11 protein-coding genes are annotated in these 16820 nt (G+C 46.4%); 8 read left to right on the forward strand and 3 right to left on the reverse strand.

The genetic code is table 11. The features are described 5' to 3' along the window. Position 1: 1 nt before the first annotated feature. Complete coding sequence (locus tag EGI32_RS19360) at positions 2–571, reverse strand: thymidine kinase (RefSeq protein WP_255157313.1); 570 nt, start codon at positions 569–571, stop codon at positions 2–4. 126 nt (positions 572–697) lie between these two features. Between EGI32_RS19360 and EGI32_RS19365 the strand changes: the two genes are divergently transcribed. Beyond that, complete coding sequence (locus tag EGI32_RS19365) at positions 698–1516, forward strand: hypothetical protein (protein WP_255157314.1); 819 nt, start codon at positions 698–700, stop codon at positions 1514–1516. Positions 1517–1710: 194 nt separating this feature from the next. Here the strand turns inward: EGI32_RS19365 and EGI32_RS19370 are convergent, their stop codons facing one another. Beyond that, positions 1711–2973 carry a 3-deoxy-D-manno-octulosonic acid transferase gene (locus EGI32_RS19370; protein WP_255157315.1) on the reverse strand — a complete coding sequence of 421 codons (1263 nt, stop codon included), beginning with the start codon at positions 2971–2973 and terminating at the stop codon, positions 1711–1713. 135 nt (positions 2974–3108) lie between these two features. Between EGI32_RS19370 and EGI32_RS19375 the strand changes: the two genes are divergently transcribed. The 7 genes from EGI32_RS19375 (at position 3109) to rfbD (ending at position 10733) form a co-directional block, all read left to right on the forward strand. After that, on the forward strand, positions 3109–4239 hold the full coding sequence (locus EGI32_RS19375) for a DegT/DnrJ/EryC1/StrS aminotransferase family protein (RefSeq protein ID WP_255157316.1): 1131 nt from the start codon (positions 3109–3111) through the stop codon (positions 4237–4239). A gap of 82 nt (positions 4240–4321) precedes the next feature. Then, on the forward strand, positions 4322–5653 hold the full coding sequence (locus EGI32_RS19380) for a UDP-glucose/GDP-mannose dehydrogenase family protein (protein ID WP_255157317.1): 1332 nt from the start codon (positions 4322–4324) through the stop codon (positions 5651–5653). A 98-nt stretch (positions 5654–5751) separates the two neighbouring features. Beyond that, positions 5752–6723, forward strand: coding sequence for a UDP-glucuronic acid decarboxylase family protein (locus EGI32_RS19385; RefSeq protein ID WP_255157318.1), 972 nt, complete (start codon positions 5752–5754; stop codon positions 6721–6723). A 124-nt stretch (positions 6724–6847) separates the two neighbouring features. After that, a complete protein-coding gene (locus EGI32_RS19390) occupies positions 6848–8137 on the forward strand; it encodes a nucleotide sugar dehydrogenase (RefSeq protein ID WP_255157319.1) in 1290 nt (429 codons plus the stop codon). Between the two features lie 72 nt (positions 8138–8209). Further along, positions 8210–9220, forward strand: a complete 1011-nt coding sequence (locus tag EGI32_RS19395) for an SDR family oxidoreductase (RefSeq protein WP_255157320.1) — start codon at positions 8210–8212, stop codon at positions 9218–9220. Positions 9221–9304: 84 nt separating this feature from the next. Continuing rightward, on the forward strand, positions 9305–9868 hold the full coding sequence (gene rfbC, locus EGI32_RS19400; RefSeq protein ID WP_255157321.1) for a dTDP-4-dehydrorhamnose 3,5-epimerase: 564 nt from the start codon (positions 9305–9307) through the stop codon (positions 9866–9868). Between the two features lie 4 nt (positions 9869–9872). Further along, positions 9873–10733: a dTDP-4-dehydrorhamnose reductase gene (gene rfbD / locus EGI32_RS19405; RefSeq protein WP_255157322.1), complete on the forward strand. Its 861-nt coding sequence runs from the start codon at positions 9873–9875 to the stop codon at positions 10731–10733. A 121-nt stretch (positions 10734–10854) separates the two neighbouring features. Here rfbD and EGI32_RS19410 read toward each other — a convergent pair whose 3' ends face one another. Next, positions 10855–16776 carry an SdrD B-like domain-containing protein gene (locus EGI32_RS19410; protein ID WP_255157323.1) on the reverse strand — a complete coding sequence of 1974 codons (5922 nt, stop codon included), beginning with the start codon at positions 16774–16776 and terminating at the stop codon, positions 10855–10857. Positions 16777–16820: the final 44 nt, after the last annotated feature.

Consider the following 16820-nt stretch of genomic DNA (forward strand, 5'->3'; position numbering starts at 1 on the left):
ATTAATCCTTCAGCTGCGCACATATCCTGCACCTCGGCTCATAAATATCCTTTTCCCCCAGCAACACCTGTCCTTCAGCAGGAACTTTGCGATACGATACATTCGCGATATTGCCACATTTCATACAGATAGCATGCAGTTTGGTGATATAATCCGCTTTGGCGAGTAATCCCGGCATCTGCCCGAAAGGATTCCCCAGGTAATCCATATCCAGGCCGGCAACAATCACCCGCATACCTTTCATGGCCAGTTGTTCGCACACATTACCAATTTCCGCATCAAAAAACTGGGCTTCATCAATGCCCACTACATCCACATCCTGCGCCAGCAGCAGGATCGTCTGTGAACTTTCTACCGGTGTACTGATGATGGAATTAGTATCGTGACTTACGATCTTCACCTCGTCATAGCGGGTATCGATCGCCGGTTTGAATATTTCCACTTTGAGGTTGGCGATCTTCACCCTCTTCAATCTGCGGATCAACTCTTCCGTTTTGCCGCTGAACATACTCCCGCAGATCACTTCTATCCATCCCCTCCGGTCGCCCCTCAAATTTGGTTCAATAAACATTAAATAATTTTTTTAAGAATGTGTTTGTAACTTTAAGCCCGATATGTGCAAAGATTATGGTTTCTGCCCACAGGGCAAAACAATTTTTCGACGCTGTATTTTTCTTCATTCCGATAAATAAAATGTATGGAACGGGTGCAAACCCTTACAAATAAACTGCATGAACAGCTTGCCAGTAAAGCTTCTGTAAACGAGCTGATGCTTACCGTGGAAATGCTGCAATCCGAATTGCTGCACCTGCAGTCGGCAGAGCCGGCGCAACAGCCCGCAACGCCGGTAAGTATTCATGTAGCGACGACTGTTCAAAGAAGGCCTTTGTTGCCACCCAGGCCCGAAGCTATCACCATTTCGGAACCTGAGCCGGCACCTGTAGCGGCACCCGTGCCGGCAATTGCTCCGGAACCAGCACCGCCGGCGGAAGAAGAAAAAATCGTAGAAGTATTGCAGATCGATGAAGCGGAAGTGGAAGCTGAACTGGAAGAGATCAAACGCAATGCGGAAGAAAGGGCCAAGATCAGCGCACAAAATAAACCCCACCTGCTGTTCGACCCGGTAGAAGATATTCCCACACTCACCCATCAGCAATCCGGCGAAAATGTGCCCAGGCAAAAGGAATTGCACGAAAGCATAGCCGGAGAAAATAAGACTTCCCTGAATGACCGGTTGAAAGAACAAAAAACCGAGCTCAGCGAAACACTACAGGATACACCCATAAAAGATCTTAAGAAAGGGATCGGCTTAAACGATCGTTTTCTATTCATCAAGGAATTATTCCGCGGGGACGAAACCATGTACGAACGCAGCATCAAGACCATCAACGGGTTTTCTATTTTTCCCGAAGCAGAATACTGGATAAAAAGGGAGTTGAAACTGAAACTGGCCTGGGATGATAAAAATGAAACAGTACGCCAGTTCGATCAATTGGTAAGAAGAAGATTCGCATAAGTAATAAGTTAGCCACGAATTGCTCGAATAAACACCAATCGGTTCTTCTTCGCATATTCGTCAGCTTCGTGCCATTCGTGGTCATCCATCAGTTGAAATCGATTCTGGCTCTGAATTCTGCCAGGAATTGCTCGAATAAACACCAATCGATTCTTGTTCGCATATTTCATCAGCTTCGTGCCATTTGTGGCAATCTACTGGAGAATGTTGTTATTTTTAATGTAGTTCAGGATCTTTCCGGTAGCGCCACGGTTGCCGTATACAAAGTCTTTTGCAGCTTTGCTGCTGGTATCCAGTCTTTCTTTGTCGGATAATAATTCCACCATCAGTTTTTCCAGCTCTACCGCACTTTCAATGCTGAACGCGCCTCCGCAAGCCACCAGGCCTTTTGCTTCTTCAAACTTTTCATATTCCGGCCCGAAGATCACCGGTTTGCCATAAACTGCCGCTTCCAGCACATTGTGTATGCCCGAATCGCTGAACCCGCCACCAACGTAAGTTATATGGGCATAATGATAGAGCCGCGACAAAATGCCGATGGTATCCACGATCAGCACATGCGTATGGTCATTGTCTTTCCAATTGCCTTGCTGCATATCCGAATACAGCACCGCCCCGGGAAATTCTTCCTGCACATCGCGGATACTTTCCCTGTCTACTTCGTGCGGCGCAATCATGAAACGTATTTCGGGATGCGCTTTTACATAATGCGTCCATTCGGCCTCATCTTCTTCCCAGGTGCTTCCAGCCACCACCGTGGTATGGCTGCCGCAAAAATCGATGATGGCCTGTGGCAGAGGCGTAAAGTTTTCGGCGATATCTGTCACCCGGTCAAAACGTGTATCGCCGCTTACCGTAATATCTTTTTCCGCTACCAGCGGGGATAACAATTCGGCCGAATACTCCGTTTGCACAAAAAGGTGATGGAACGATAGCAGCATTTTTTTCCAGATGCCGCCATACCATTTGAAAAACGGCTGACTGGTGCGGAATATCCCTGAAACCAGCAGCACCGGAATGGATTTTTGTTTCAGCCTGGTAAGGTAATAATACCAGTACTCATATTTTACCCATACCACCAGCGATGGGTTAATGGCGTCTATGAAGCGGGCTGCGTTGCGGCGGCCATCCATCGGCAGGTAAAATATCCAGTCGGCACCCGTATAATTCCTGCGGATCTCATAACCGCTTGGGGAAAAGAAGGTAAGGACAATTTTATACGATGGATAAGCGTTTCTAAGGCTTTCCAGAACAGGGCGGCCCTGTTCAAATTCACCGAGGCTGGCGCAATGCATCCAGATCGCGGGGGAAACATTGCCGGATAGAGCAGATTTAATATGGGAGAAGCTGTTTTTTCGCCCTTTTACCCACAATTTTGCCTTGGGGTTGAATAACGAAGCTATCCGGATACCGGCGCTGTACAGGAAGAGGAAAAGATTGTAAAAAGCAAGGCTCAATACTGGTAATTTTGGTCAAAAGTAAGATATTTCAAAACCTTTCAGTGATGGATAGTTGAGAAAGCTTATTTGCCAGCGGCTTTAGCCGCCGGGACAGATAAATTCTTATCTTTGCGCCGCTTAAAATAGTTATGCATGAAGCCTTTACAAATGGTAGATACTAAAACCCAGTATCAAAAAATAAAGACGGAAGTAGATGCTGCGGTGATTGCTGTAATGGAAAGTTCACAGTTCATCGGCGGGAAAGTGGTCAGCGATTTTGCCACCAACCTGGCGGCTTACCACAAAAGCAGGCATGTGATCCCTTGCGCCAATGGCACCGATGCCTTACAGATAGCCATGATGGCGCTGGGTATAAAAGCGGGCGATGAAGTGATCACGCCTTCATTTACCTACATCGCCACCGTGGAAGTAGCCGCACTGCTGGGCATCAAACCGATCTTTGTAGAAGTGGATCCAAAAACTTTCTGCATCGATGCAAATGCTATCGAAAAAGCCATCACCCCAAAAACAAAAGCGATCGTTCCCGTGCATCTTTACGGCCACGCTGCCGATATGGAACCGATCATGGCAATTGCCAGAAAACATAATTTGTTTGTGATCGAAGACAACGCCCAGGCTATCGGTAACGATTATACGTTTAGCGATGGCAGCATAAAAAAAACCGGGACCATCGGTGATATCGGGTGTACTTCATTTTATCCTTCAAAAAACCTGGGCGCTTTCGGCGATGGGGGCGCTATCACCACGGAGGATGATGCCCTGGCGGAAAAACTGAGGATGATCGCTTCCCACGGACAAAAAGTACGCTACTACCATGATGTGGTTGGCTGCAACTCCCGCCTGGATGCCATGCAGGCGGCCATCCTGGATATCAAATTAAAACATCTCGACGAGTACATTGCCGCAAGGATAAAAGCTGCTGATTTTTATGACGCGGCTTTCGCCGGAAATGAAAAGATAACAGTACCATTCAGGGCTGCCAACAACAAGCATGTTTTTCACCAATACACCCTTTTGCTCGAAGGAGTAGACCGCGATGCATTGCACCAGTTTCTTGCAGACAACGGCGTGCCTTCGATGATCTATTACCCGGTACCGGCCCACAGGCAGAAAATGTTTGACGCATTCGGCGGTAGCAGCTACGTACTGCCCACCACCGACTGGCTGACCGAAAGGGTGATCTCGTTGCCGATACACACAGAGCTGGAGGAAGAGCAACAACAGTTCATTGTAGCTAAAGTATTAGAGTTTGTAAACAATTAAGAATTAAGAATTAAGAATTCCGGGCGCATAAAATAATTTGTGTAATTCGTGTAATTCGGAACATTCGTGTAATAAAATAAATATGAAAATTGCAGTAGTTGGAACAGGATATGTTGGATTAGTGACGGGTACATGTTTTGCGGAAACAGGAAACACAGTGACTTGCGTTGATATCGACCAGCAGAAAATAGACAAACTCAACTCCGGCCAGGTGACCATCTATGAACCCGGACTGGAAAAAATATTTTTACGCAACCAGAAAGAGGGCCGCCTCTTCTTTACCCGTTCGCTCGAAGATGCGATCAAAGATGCAGCCATTGTATTTCTTGCATTGCCAACACCGCCGGGAGAAGATGGCAGTGCCGACCTGAAATACATTTTGGGTGTAGCCGCCGACCTGGGAAAACTGTTGAAGCCTTCGGATTATAAAGTGATCATCGATAAAAGCACCGTGCCGGTAGGTCCGGCCGATAAAGTAAAAGCGGCGATCCTCAAAAGTGCGACAGAAGATATTTCAGCAGCATTCGATGTAGTGAGCAATCCTGAATTCTTACGCGAAGGTGTGGCGGTGGATGATTTCATGAAACCTGACAGGGTGGTGATAGGCACCACTTCCGAAAAAGCCATCAAGCTGATGAACGACCTGTATGCACCATTCGTTCGCCAGGGCAACCCGATCATTTTCATGGATGAAAAATCTGCAGAGCTGACCAAATACGCGGCCAATTCTTTCCTTGCGGTAAAGATCACTTTCATGAACGAGATCGCCCAACTGTGCGAAAGGCTGGGCGCCGATGTGGATATGGTTCGCCGTGGTATCGGCAGCGATGAACGTATCGGCAAACGTTTCCTTTTCCCGGGTATCGGTTACGGCGGAAGCTGTTTTCCTAAAGATGTGCAGGCATTGGCACGCTCATCCCAGGAAGTGGACTATGAATTCCGCATACTCGATGCAGTGATGGAAGTGAATGAAAAACAAAAATTACACCTTCTGCCTAAGATCAATAAATATTTCAAGGGTGATCTTGAAGGCAAGCATTTCACTTTGTGGGGGCTTGCTTTCAAACCCAACACAGACGATATCCGCGAAGCTCCGGCTTTATACATCATAGAGGCATTACTGGCCGCAGGCGCTACCGTAAACGCTTTCGATCCGGAAGCGATGGCGAATGTAAAAGCGTTGGTGGGTGATAAGATCGGCTTCGCTGAAAACCAATATGACGCACTTGAAAATGCGGACGCGCTGATCATCGCAACAGAATGGAACGAATTCCGCACACCCGATTTCGACCGGATCAGCAAGACACTTAAGAACAAAGTGATCTTCGATGGCCGCAATCTTTTTGATCTGGAACAGGTGAGCAAATTAGGCTATCACTATGAGAGTGTAGGGCGGAGAGTAATTAATAATTAAGAATGCAGGAACGTGCCTGTGGCGCGTTCATTATAAAAAAATAACAGGATAACATGAATTCGTGTAATTCGTGTAATTCGCCTAATTCGTGTAATAACATGGCTAAAAAAGTTTTAATAACAGGCGCTGCAGGATTTCTTGGTTCGCATTTATGCGATCGGTTCATCAAAGAAGGTTTTGAAGTGATCGGGATGGATAACCTCATTACCGGCGACCTGAAAAATATCGGGCATCTTTTCAAACTGAAGAATTTCGAATTCTATCATCATGATGTTTCAAAATTCATTCATGTTACCGGCGATCTCGATTACATACTGCACTTCGCTTCGCCTGCGAGCCCGATCGATTATCTCAAGATACCTATTCAGACATTGAAAGTGGGATCGCTGGGAACGCATAATTGTCTCGGGTTGGCAAAAGCGAAAGGCGCCCGCATATTGGTGGCAAGCACCAGTGAAGTTTACGGCGATCCGCTGGTACATCCGCAAAATGAAGAATATTGGGGTAATGTGAACCCGGTTGGCCCACGCGGAGTATACGACGAAGCCAAACGTTTCCAGGAAGCCATCACCATGGCCTATCATACTTTTCACCAGGTAGAAACCAGGATCATCCGTATTTTTAATACTTATGGCCCGCGTATGCGGCTCAACGACGGGCGTGCTTTGCCGGCATTCATCGGGCAGGCACTGAGGGGCGAAGACCTGACGGTTTTTGGCGATGGCAGCCAGACAAGGAGTTTCTGTTATGTAGATGACCTGGTAGAAGGGATATATCGTTTGCTCATGAGCGATTACGCCTCTCCGGTAAATGTTGGTAACCCTGATGAGATATCATTGAAAGAATTTGCAGAAGAGATCATACAACTGACAGGCACCAAACAAAAGATCGTTTATAAACCTTTGCCGGTAGATGATCCGAAGCAACGTCAGCCGGACATTACAAGAGCAAAAGAAATATTGGGCTGGCAACCAACAGTGAGCCGGCAGGAAGGATTGAAAATAACCTACGAATATTTCAAAAGCCTTCCAAAAGAAGAGCTGGTGAAATTGCCGAAAGAATTTAAATAATTATCAATTACGAATTACGAATTACGAATTACGAATTTTCAACTTATTGAACTAATTCGTGTAATACGTGAAATTCGATTCGCCGAAGGCGAAAATAATTCGTGGAATAAAAATAAATAAATCTATGTACCAGGACTTACTCGACAAAAAAAAGAAATTAGCTGTTATTGGTTTAGGTTATGTTGGCCTGCCAATCGCACTTGAATTTGCGAAGCAGATAAAGGTGATCGGTTTCGACATCAATGCCGATAGGGTAAAGATGATGCAGAACAAGATCGATCCGAGCCAGGAGCTTGAATCCAGTGCGTTTGACGGATGTGATATAGAATTCACCAACGACCTTGAAAAACTCCGGGAAGCTAATTTTTATATCGTTGCGGTACCAACACCGGTGGATGGAAATAATATTCCCGATCTTATTCCTGTTCAAAGAGCCAGTGAAACGATCGGCAAAGTATTGAAGAAAGGCGATTACGTGGTGTATGAAAGTACCGTGTACCCTGGTTGTACAGAAGAAGATTGTGTGCCGATCATTGAAAAATTATCAGGCCTTAAAATGGTGACAGATTACAAGATCGGTTATTCGCCGGAAAGGATCAACCCCGGAGATAAGGAACATACCATCACGAGCATCGTAAAAGTGGTGAGCGGTTGTTGCGACGAAAGCCTGGATACCATCGCCAAAGTGTACGAACTGGTGGTGAAAGCCGGTGTTCACAAAGCCTCTTCCATCAAAGTGGCGGAAGCGGCCAAGATCATTGAAAATACTCAACGCGACCTCAACATCGCATTGATGAATGAGCTGTCGATCATTTTCGACCGGATGAACATCAATACTTTTGAAGTGCTGGAAGCGGCCGGAACAAAATGGAACTTCCTGAAATTTCAACCCGGACTGGTAGGGGGGCATTGCATCGGCGTAGATCCATATTACCTGACTTATAAATCAAAAAAACTCGGGTACGATAGCCAGGTGATCCTTGCCGGAAGAAACATAAACGACGGTATGGCGGGATATGTGGCTAAAAAAGTTTTGCAACATATCATCCAGCATAACGGAAATGTGAAGGATGCTAAAGTGCTGGTGATGGGCGCTACTTTCAAAGAAAATGTAAGCGATATCCGTAACAGTAAAGTAGCCGATGTGGTGAAAGAACTGAAATCGTTTTCATTGAATGTAGATGTTGCCGATCCGCATGCAGACAGCGAAGAACTGCAGCATGAATATGGATTCGGGCTCGCTGATGACCTTTCAAGTGATTACGATGCAGTGATCGTGACGGTACCACACAACAATTATAAAACACTGGACGACGCTTACTTTGCTTCCATCACAAAACCAAAAGCCCTTGTGGCGGATCTGAAGGGAATTTACAGGAATAAGGTAAATTCCCGTGCTTACTGGAGTTTGTAAGAAGGAAGCAAAAACAAAAGCATCGTACCTGTTGAAAGCTTTTCACCCATTCACTTATTGACCAATTCACGCATGACATTTCATACAACAGACCTTTCAACTAAAAAGTTCCTCGTAACGGGTGGTGCCGGATTTATCGGCAGCCATATAGCAGAATACCTTTTAAAAAACGGCGCAGCTAAAGTGCGTGTGCTCGATGATCTTTCAAATGGGTTTCAAAAAAATGTAGACCTGCTGTCGGCGTATCCGAATTTTGAATTCATCAAAGGCGATATCCGCGATCTTGAAACCTGTATGGCTGCTTGTAAAGATATCGACCATGTCAGCCACCAGGCTGCATTGGGGTCGGTTCCAAGAAGTATAAAAGAGCCTGTTTATTTCAATGAAGTAAACGTGAATGGTTTTGTGAACATGCTGAAAGCAGCGGTGGATAATAACATCAAAACGTTTGTATATGCCTCTTCTTCTTCCGTTTATGGCGATGAAGAAAGCCTGCCCAAAGTAGAAGGCAAGACGGGCAATTGCCTTTCGCCGTATGCTGTTACAAAAAAAGCAAATGAATTGTATGCGCAGGTATTTGCTGATATGTACGGCATAAAGTTGATGGGCTTCCGTTATTTCAATGTGTTCGGTCCCCGCCAGGATCCGGATGGGGCGTATGCTGCAGTGATTCCATTGTTTGTAAAAGGGATCATCAGGCATACACCTGTATATATAAATGGGGATGGTGCACAAACGAGAGATTTTACTTTTGTGGAAAATGCAGTGCAGATCAATGTAAAAGGAATGCTCACAGAAAACGAAGCGGCTTTCAGGAAGGTATACAATGTTGCCATTGGCGAAAGCTTTACGGTGAATTATTTATACAATGCCTGCAAAGAATATCTTAACAGCGATACCGAAGCCATCTACCGGGCCCCACGGGCGGGTGATATCCGCGATTCACTGGCAGATATTTCGTTGGCGAAAGAATTGCTGGATTATACACCGACGAGGAAGTTTGAAGAGGGGCTGAAAGAAACGATTCAATACTTTAAAAGCCTTTACGAAAAAATGGATAGTGAGTTAATGGATAATGGATAATGTTTCCGCATTAACTGATTTTCGTTATTTAAAATATTTTCTGTCGCACGATCTTATTATCAATTATAAAATTATCCATTAGAAATGCCTTTTACAAAAACAGATTTTCCCGGCCTTATGATCTTCGAGCCTGCTGTATTTGGAGATAGCAGGGGATATTTTTTTGAGAGTTACAGCGAAAGGATCTGTTCCGCTGAAGGCATCGATATAAAATTCATACAAGACAACCAGGCAAGTTCTGTATATGGCGTTGTGCGGGGATTGCACTACCAGCTTGCTCCGCATGCACAAACGAAATTCATCAGGGTGCTGCAGGGAACCATCATTGATGCAGTGGTGGATCTGAGGAAAGGCTCGCCAACCTACGAAAAACATTTTGCGATAGAATTGTCTGCGGAAAATAAATTGCAGTTGTTGATCCCGAAAGGCTTTGCACACGGATATTCCGTTATCAGCCAGACAGCTGAAGTGTTTTACAAATGTGATGCATTTTACCACAAAGAAGCAGAAGGCGGTATCAACCTGAACGACCCTGCATTGGGCATCGACTGGAAAGTGCCTGTTGATAAAATGATCATTTCCGAAAAAGACCAGCTCTATCCTTCATTTGAAAATTGTGTAAATAATTTCGAATATACTCCATCTTAATATTTTGAACAGCAACAAGAACATATTGGTAACCGGAGCCAACGGGCAGCTCGGAACTGAATTCAGGCAACTGGAAAAAACATATTCAGAATTCAATTTTCTATTTGTTTCCCGCGACGAATTATCCATCGGTGATGCAGCAGCTGTCGCGGAATATTTTTCTGTAAATAAAATTGATGTCTGTATCAATTGCGCAGCATATACGGCCGTTGACAAAGCTGAAACAGAGAAGCTGACGGCATTTGAGATCAATGCGACTGCTGCGGGCAACCTGGCGGAAGTATGCAGCAGGTATGGAACCAGATTCATTCACATTTCAACGGATTATGTTTTTCCGGGGAATGGTGAACAGCCTTATAAGGAAACCGATGATACGCATCCGATCAATGTGTATGCAGCATCCAAACTGGAAGGGGAAAAGCTGGTTATTGCCGCAAACCCTGGTGCGATCATCATCCGCACGTCCTGGGTGTACAGCAGCTTCGGAAAAAACTTTGTAAAAACAATGTTGCGGCTGATGGCCGAAAAAGAAACCATCGGTGTGGTAAGCGATCAGATGGGATGCCCGACTTATGCAGCAGACCTTGCTGATGCGATCATGTGCATTATTGCGGAAAATAATTTTGTGGCAGGCATCTATCATTATTGCAACCAGGGAGTGATCAGCTGGTTTGAATTTGCGACAGCGATCAAAACAATATCCGGCAGCAAATGCCTGGTAAACCCTATTGCTACACAGGATTATCCCACGCCTGCCATGCGCCCTCATTATTCAGCATTAGACACTGCAAAATTCTCCGGCACATTCAATATCGTTATTCCCGCATGGGAAGACAGTCTTCGCAAGTGCATCGGTATGTTATAACATTTTTCCCGGGGAATAACGCAAACGAATACACGCAGATCGTCGCTGAAATAAATCTGCGAAAATCTGCATGCTATTTATCTGCGAAAATCTATCTTACAAATATCTATCTTACAAATATCTATCTTACAAATATCTTCTCCGTTTTATTCATCCCCGCATTCACTATCTGCAACACATAAATCCCTTTTGAGATCACCGGTGAAAGCCTGAGGTTGTATTCGCTGATATTAGTGGCTGTACTGGATTGGATCAGCTGGCCATTATCAGCATATAGATTGAAATAGGTTGCCGGTTGTTTTTCGGGGAACTTAATTTTCACCTGATTTACCTGGCTGTTGTAAGTGACAATTATATTTTGCTCGCCTATAAGTCTTATCGCCACTACATTTGAAAGGTTTGCCCTGCCATCAAGATCTATCTGCCTCAACCTGTAATAATTCATACCCGTTGCCGGAGAAGGATCAATCAGTGAGTAGGAATGTGGTAGCGTAGTGGTACCGTGTCCGTTCACTCTTCCGATGAAAGTGAAGTGGATCCCATCCGTACTTTTTTCTACATCAAAGTAGTGGTTGTTATATTCCGCGGTAGTTTGCCAGTTCAGTAGCACCTGCCTGTTGCGAAGCGTACCGGTAAAGTTCAGCAAAGTAACTGGTGTAACACCCGAAGGCCTGATGCCTGCATCGATATTGAGCCTGTCGATGCCGGCTACCACATCGAAAGGGTTCGTTCTGCCGGATTGATCAGCTTTGCTGTTGTTGTCGGCATTGATACCGCCAACATTTTGAAGCGTAAAAATGTAACCGGAGGGTTTTGAGAAAATGATATAATAACCGTTGCCTGGTGTCACATTCAGGAACGAATAATTTCCATTCGCATCGGTAGCCGTTGTAGCAACATTTAAATCGACATTGTTGTAAAGTTTTACCGTAGCGCCGTTCACGCCAAGGTCTTCGGCATTTCTGATGCCGTTTTCATTGATGTCGAACCACAGCAGGTCACCCACCGTAGCGGTAGCGGCGCAGTTTTGTGCATTGAGGGTAGCGGTAACGGTGTTGGTGCAAAATGTATTGTTGTCTGTCACCTGCAATTGATATTGTTTGGTGCCTGCATCGGTTACAAATACAGTCGGGTTCAATGCGTGTATATCACTCAGTGTACCATCATCGGGGCTCCACAGGTAACTGTAGTTTCCGGCAGGCGTGATCACAGGATTGAAATTCACATGGGTGGCACCAACACAAGCAGTGAGAGGTGTAACGCTCAAGTGTGCCGCAGGCACGCTGTTCACGCCTACCACTATGTTTGAGGTAGCAGAGCATCCATTCAGATCCGTTGCTGTAAGGGTGTAAGATAAAGTAGATGTACCTGCACATACCACCGGGTTTGCGATAGACGGGTTGGAAAGGCCGGTTACCGGTGTCCATTGATATTGAATGCCGGGTAATGGTGATGTGCCTATCTGAACGCAACTGTTCTGGCAAATGGAAGCTGTGCTGATCAAAGGCAGCAATGAATCTATCACTTTTATGATGACCGTATCTTTTGCTATGCAAGACAGGTTGTTGTCTGTTTTGGTGAGGATATAACTGAAGATCCCTCCCGTAGTTCCTGTAAATGTAGGTTGACCGCTCAATGGGTCGCTGAGGTTGATAACCGGGCTCCAGCTGTATGTGATGCCCGGAGAAGTAGTGTTGGCGGCACTTCCGATGACGGTACTGGCATTTTTGCAAATAGTTTTATCTACACCTGCATCAGGTTTTGGAACGGATGGAATGATGACCATCGTATCTCTTGCCATACAACCATCGGGGCTCCTCACTTCCAGCGTGAAAGTGGTAGGAATTGAAGGCGGTGGATCAAATGTACTTGGATTGGCGAGGGAAGCATCGGTAACAAGGTATGCCGGCGACCAGTAATAAGAAGTCATGTTTGCAGGCGCCGCATTACCAAGTGCAACAGCTCCATTATCCGGACAAAAATTAATATCAGGCATACTGAATGCCGCGGTGCTTGCTTTTACCAGCACCTGATCTGTGGCCGGTAAAGCACAATTACCCGGGAATGTTGCGACTAAAGTATACAGAGTATTTACAGAAGGGCTTGCCAGAGGCTGAGCCAGTGTAGCATCATTGAGCCCGGTTGCCGGCGTCCACTGATAACTAACACCGGGCAGGGCCGGAGAGCCGATCATTACTGTATGTCCGGCGCAGACCGTTACATCCGGGGCATCCGGAATTGTCGGGCTGTTGTTTATAGTCAGTTGTACCACATCGCTGCTGATGCAACCGGCCGACGTGGTGGCATTTAAAGTAAAAGAAAGATCAGTGATGGCGAGTACCTGCGGTTGTGCAGAAGCCTGGTTTGTTCCGTTTTGCCATGGCGATGCAGATGGTTCCCACGAATAGGTGGTATTCGGTTGCGCAGGGGTACCCAACGTTGCAATGCCGTTGCTGCATATGATCCAGTCCGGGCCTGCATCTGCGTTTACATTTTGCACCTTCACCAAAACCGTATCGGTCAGTTCGCAGCCATTGTTGTCGGAGATCTTTACCGGGTAAGATGTTTCAAATGGAATAGTCACCAATGGATTGCTGATGAAATTATCCGACAACCCGGTGCCCGTCCATTCATATACATAACCGCTTACCGGGGGCGCCCCTATCTGCGTTGGCGTACTGGCACATACTACAGCATCCGGCGCAGGAAAGACAGGAATTGAGAATGCGGGATTATTCACCTCCACAGTGCCCTGGCAACTCAACTCAGGATCATAAATGCTGGTTACCGTTACGGTATATTGTCGGGCCACATTGTCTGTAAGCTTTACCTGTGCTGTGTTGTAATTGGATAACCCTACCTGCGGTGTCCATGAGTACGTAGCTTCGCCAACGGAACTCAATGCCGTAAGCGTTACATCATTTCCATTGATGCCGTAAGAAGGGCATTTATATTTTGCATCGACTGCTATCAACACCAGGCATCCCTGGCATATTTCAGGAACACTCACCGTGCTGAAACATGCGTGCCCATTGTAGGTTACAATAAGTCCGTAGACAGTAGTCCCCCCCACGGAAGCGCTCACCGGCACCTGCGGAAGATTTGTAGCACCGGTGAAATTACCCGGGCCGGATATTTTGATCCAGTTATAAGTTTCATTGATATTCGGCGTGCGGTCTGGCAATCCAACAATCCTTGGCCCGCAACCTTCCAGTCCTGCACGGGATTCAATGGTGGATACTACTACCTGGTCGGTAAACGTACAGCCGTTTTTTTGCATGCTCAGATTGATGTAGGCCGGGTTTACAGCAGGCATCACAATATTGCCCGGGAAGTAGGTAGTAAGCGATGTATTGTTGGAAGTGAGGTATTGCCCCGGGCTCCAGGTGTAGGTGAAATCCGCTTCAGTTGCGGTTCCCAGCGATGCATCGGAACCAAGGCAGATCACCCTGTCAGGGCCTGCTGGTGTTGCTGTAACAGGCCCTTCTACCGGAACCACATTCACGACATCCTGTGTGGTGCAGGTGCCGCCGCCCGATTTGGCTATTGTAAGGGTAAGCGTGTAATCAGTAGGAGTTGATGGGTTTACTGTCGGCTGCGCAATATTGATATTGTTGATGGCGATGTTGGGCGACCAGTTGTATTGTAAGCCTGCAACACCCGGCACTTGCGGTGTACCGATGGTAACGGGGTTACCTGCACAATTGCGTTTGTCGCTTCCGGCATCTGCTGCAAAACTGTATACCAATGCCTGTCCGGCCTGCTGACAGCCCATGGCATCTGTAACAACAACTGTGTAGATCGTACTCACCGATGGAGAAACCTCAGGGTTGGAAATATTGCCAGCACCCATATCCCACACATACGAAGTGTAAGGAGCATTGCCACCTGTGGCGGTTGGTGTACCACCGATAGTTATAGGCGAAGTTGGGCAGGTAACAAACGGCCCGCCTGCATTTACGGTGGGTGCAGTAAGGCTGTTGACAAGTACCGAAGCAGTGTCGCTGATATGCACCGGTGTGCTTCCGCAGATAGGTAAGGAGAATGCAAGCCTGCGGTAATACTGTGCAATGCCACCGATCACCGGGGTATAGTCTTTCAGCGTTGCCGAAGGGATGTTGGTGAATGGCCCGGTAGGCGCGTCCGCGATCTGCCATTGGTAAGTAGCTTCAATTCCTTTTTGCAGGTCTGCTACCCCATTGAGATAGATGGCGGGGAGGTTACTGCCCGGTACGAATATTCTTCTGCCGGAGATTTTTTTTGCCAATCCATATTTACAAACGGTTTGCACTTTAGCAGAAAGTGTATCATTGGCAACATCGTATTGTGCAGGACAAAATGAAAGTTTAGTGAGGAACGCATCCCCGGTACCCTGGTAAGTTGTAGTGTTGGTGACAGGATAATTGTTGGAATATGTTTTTCCTGAAAAATAAATATCGTTGTTGTCAATCATCATGCCGGTAGGATATTCGTTGTTGCCGCCGCCGATATAAGTACTGAAATGAGTACTGCCATCTTCATTTAATATCATCAGCAGGTTATCGGTGCCGCCACTGGTCTTGCTGCTATCCGTTACGGTGAAAGTGGGGGCATCGGAACTTCCCAACAGGTAAAATTTATTATTGACATACTGTAAAGGCAGGATGGTATTCATTTTGCCGAGGAAGGAAGAATATTTCACATTGCCTGCAGCATCCAGGCTGGTAAAATATCCTGTACCGCCGCTGTAAAACTGGCTGTTGTTGGTTACCGGGTAATCCGGCGCACTTGTGATACCCGAAAAGTATAATTCGTTGTTTACTGCTTTAAAAGAAGGGAAACTGGCATTGCCAGTAGGGTTATTGATGCGTTTGGAATAACTGATACTACCATTGCTGTTGATCTTATGGATCATGATATCCTGGTTGGGAAAAGTGGAATTGCCATTATTGGGGATAGAGATGCCCGCAATGTAAGCCGTGCCGTTATCTAAGTTGATGGATGACAGGATATCCAGCCCGCTGGTGCTGAGGTACGTAGAAAAGGCCATGGTACCGTCACTATTGAGCCTGGTATAAAATCCATCGATCGAATCGTCGGGGAGGCCGGAGGGGGTGCTACCGTTGGTAACGGGAAAATCGGGGGAGTAGGTAAAACCGGTCATGTGAAGTTCTCCGTTCACTACTTTGCCCGTACTCATGAAATCTTCCCTGCTTCCGCCAATATAACGGCTATATATAGACGCAAATGTAGAGCTGTTCAATTTGGCCGCATAAATATGCCTGCCTGTTGGAGCACCCGGGTTACCGATAGTGATGGGTAGGTTGCCGGATTCTGTGCTGCCCGCAAAATACAGGTTCCCATTTTCTACCGCCATCGCACTGATGTTATCTATTTTATTACTTCCCCAGAAACGCGAAGAAATGATAGCGCCAGTAGTGGCGTTCATTTTTGTGATGAAACCATCTGAGCTGCCGCCATTGTAAACGCTGCCGCCCGTTACCGGGAAATTGAGAGAAGAAGTGCTGCCCGCCAGGAATAATTCGTTGCCCACCAGCTGTATAGCGCCGGCAGGTAAGAAATCGCTTCCGCTTCCGCCTAAGTAAGTAGAGAACACGATATTGCCTGTAGTTCCCAATCTGGTAATAAACATATCGGAGCTGCCTTTGTGTGCAGTTCCGTTGGTTACCGGGTACCCGGAAGAATCCGTGGTGCCGATGATATACACTTCGCCACTCACTACCTTCATGTCTACCATATATTCATCCCCTTTGCCACCCAGGTAGGTGGAGTAGACAACAGCGCCGGAACTATTGTATTTGCTCAATGTAAGGTCCCTTTTGCCACTGTGAGTGCTGCCGTTGGTAACGGGGAAATTAGTGGAGGTGGTAGTGCCCATCAGGAAGGTTTCTCCGTTTACCACGATCATTCTGCTGGCAGAATCGCCGGAAGTGCCGCCGGTATATTTTGAAAAATTGATGTAAGACTGTGCTTTCGCGTTTCCTGAGAAAAGGATAAACGCAATGAAGAGGGCACAGGAAATGCCGGGTATGGATATTCTCATGAAATAGTTTTGGTAGTTAAGGAGCCGAAAGTATCGTATTAAAT

This window comes from Ferruginibacter sp. HRS2-29, assembly GCF_024343615.1.
Lineage (GTDB): Bacteria > Bacteroidota > Bacteroidia > Chitinophagales > Chitinophagaceae > Ferruginibacter.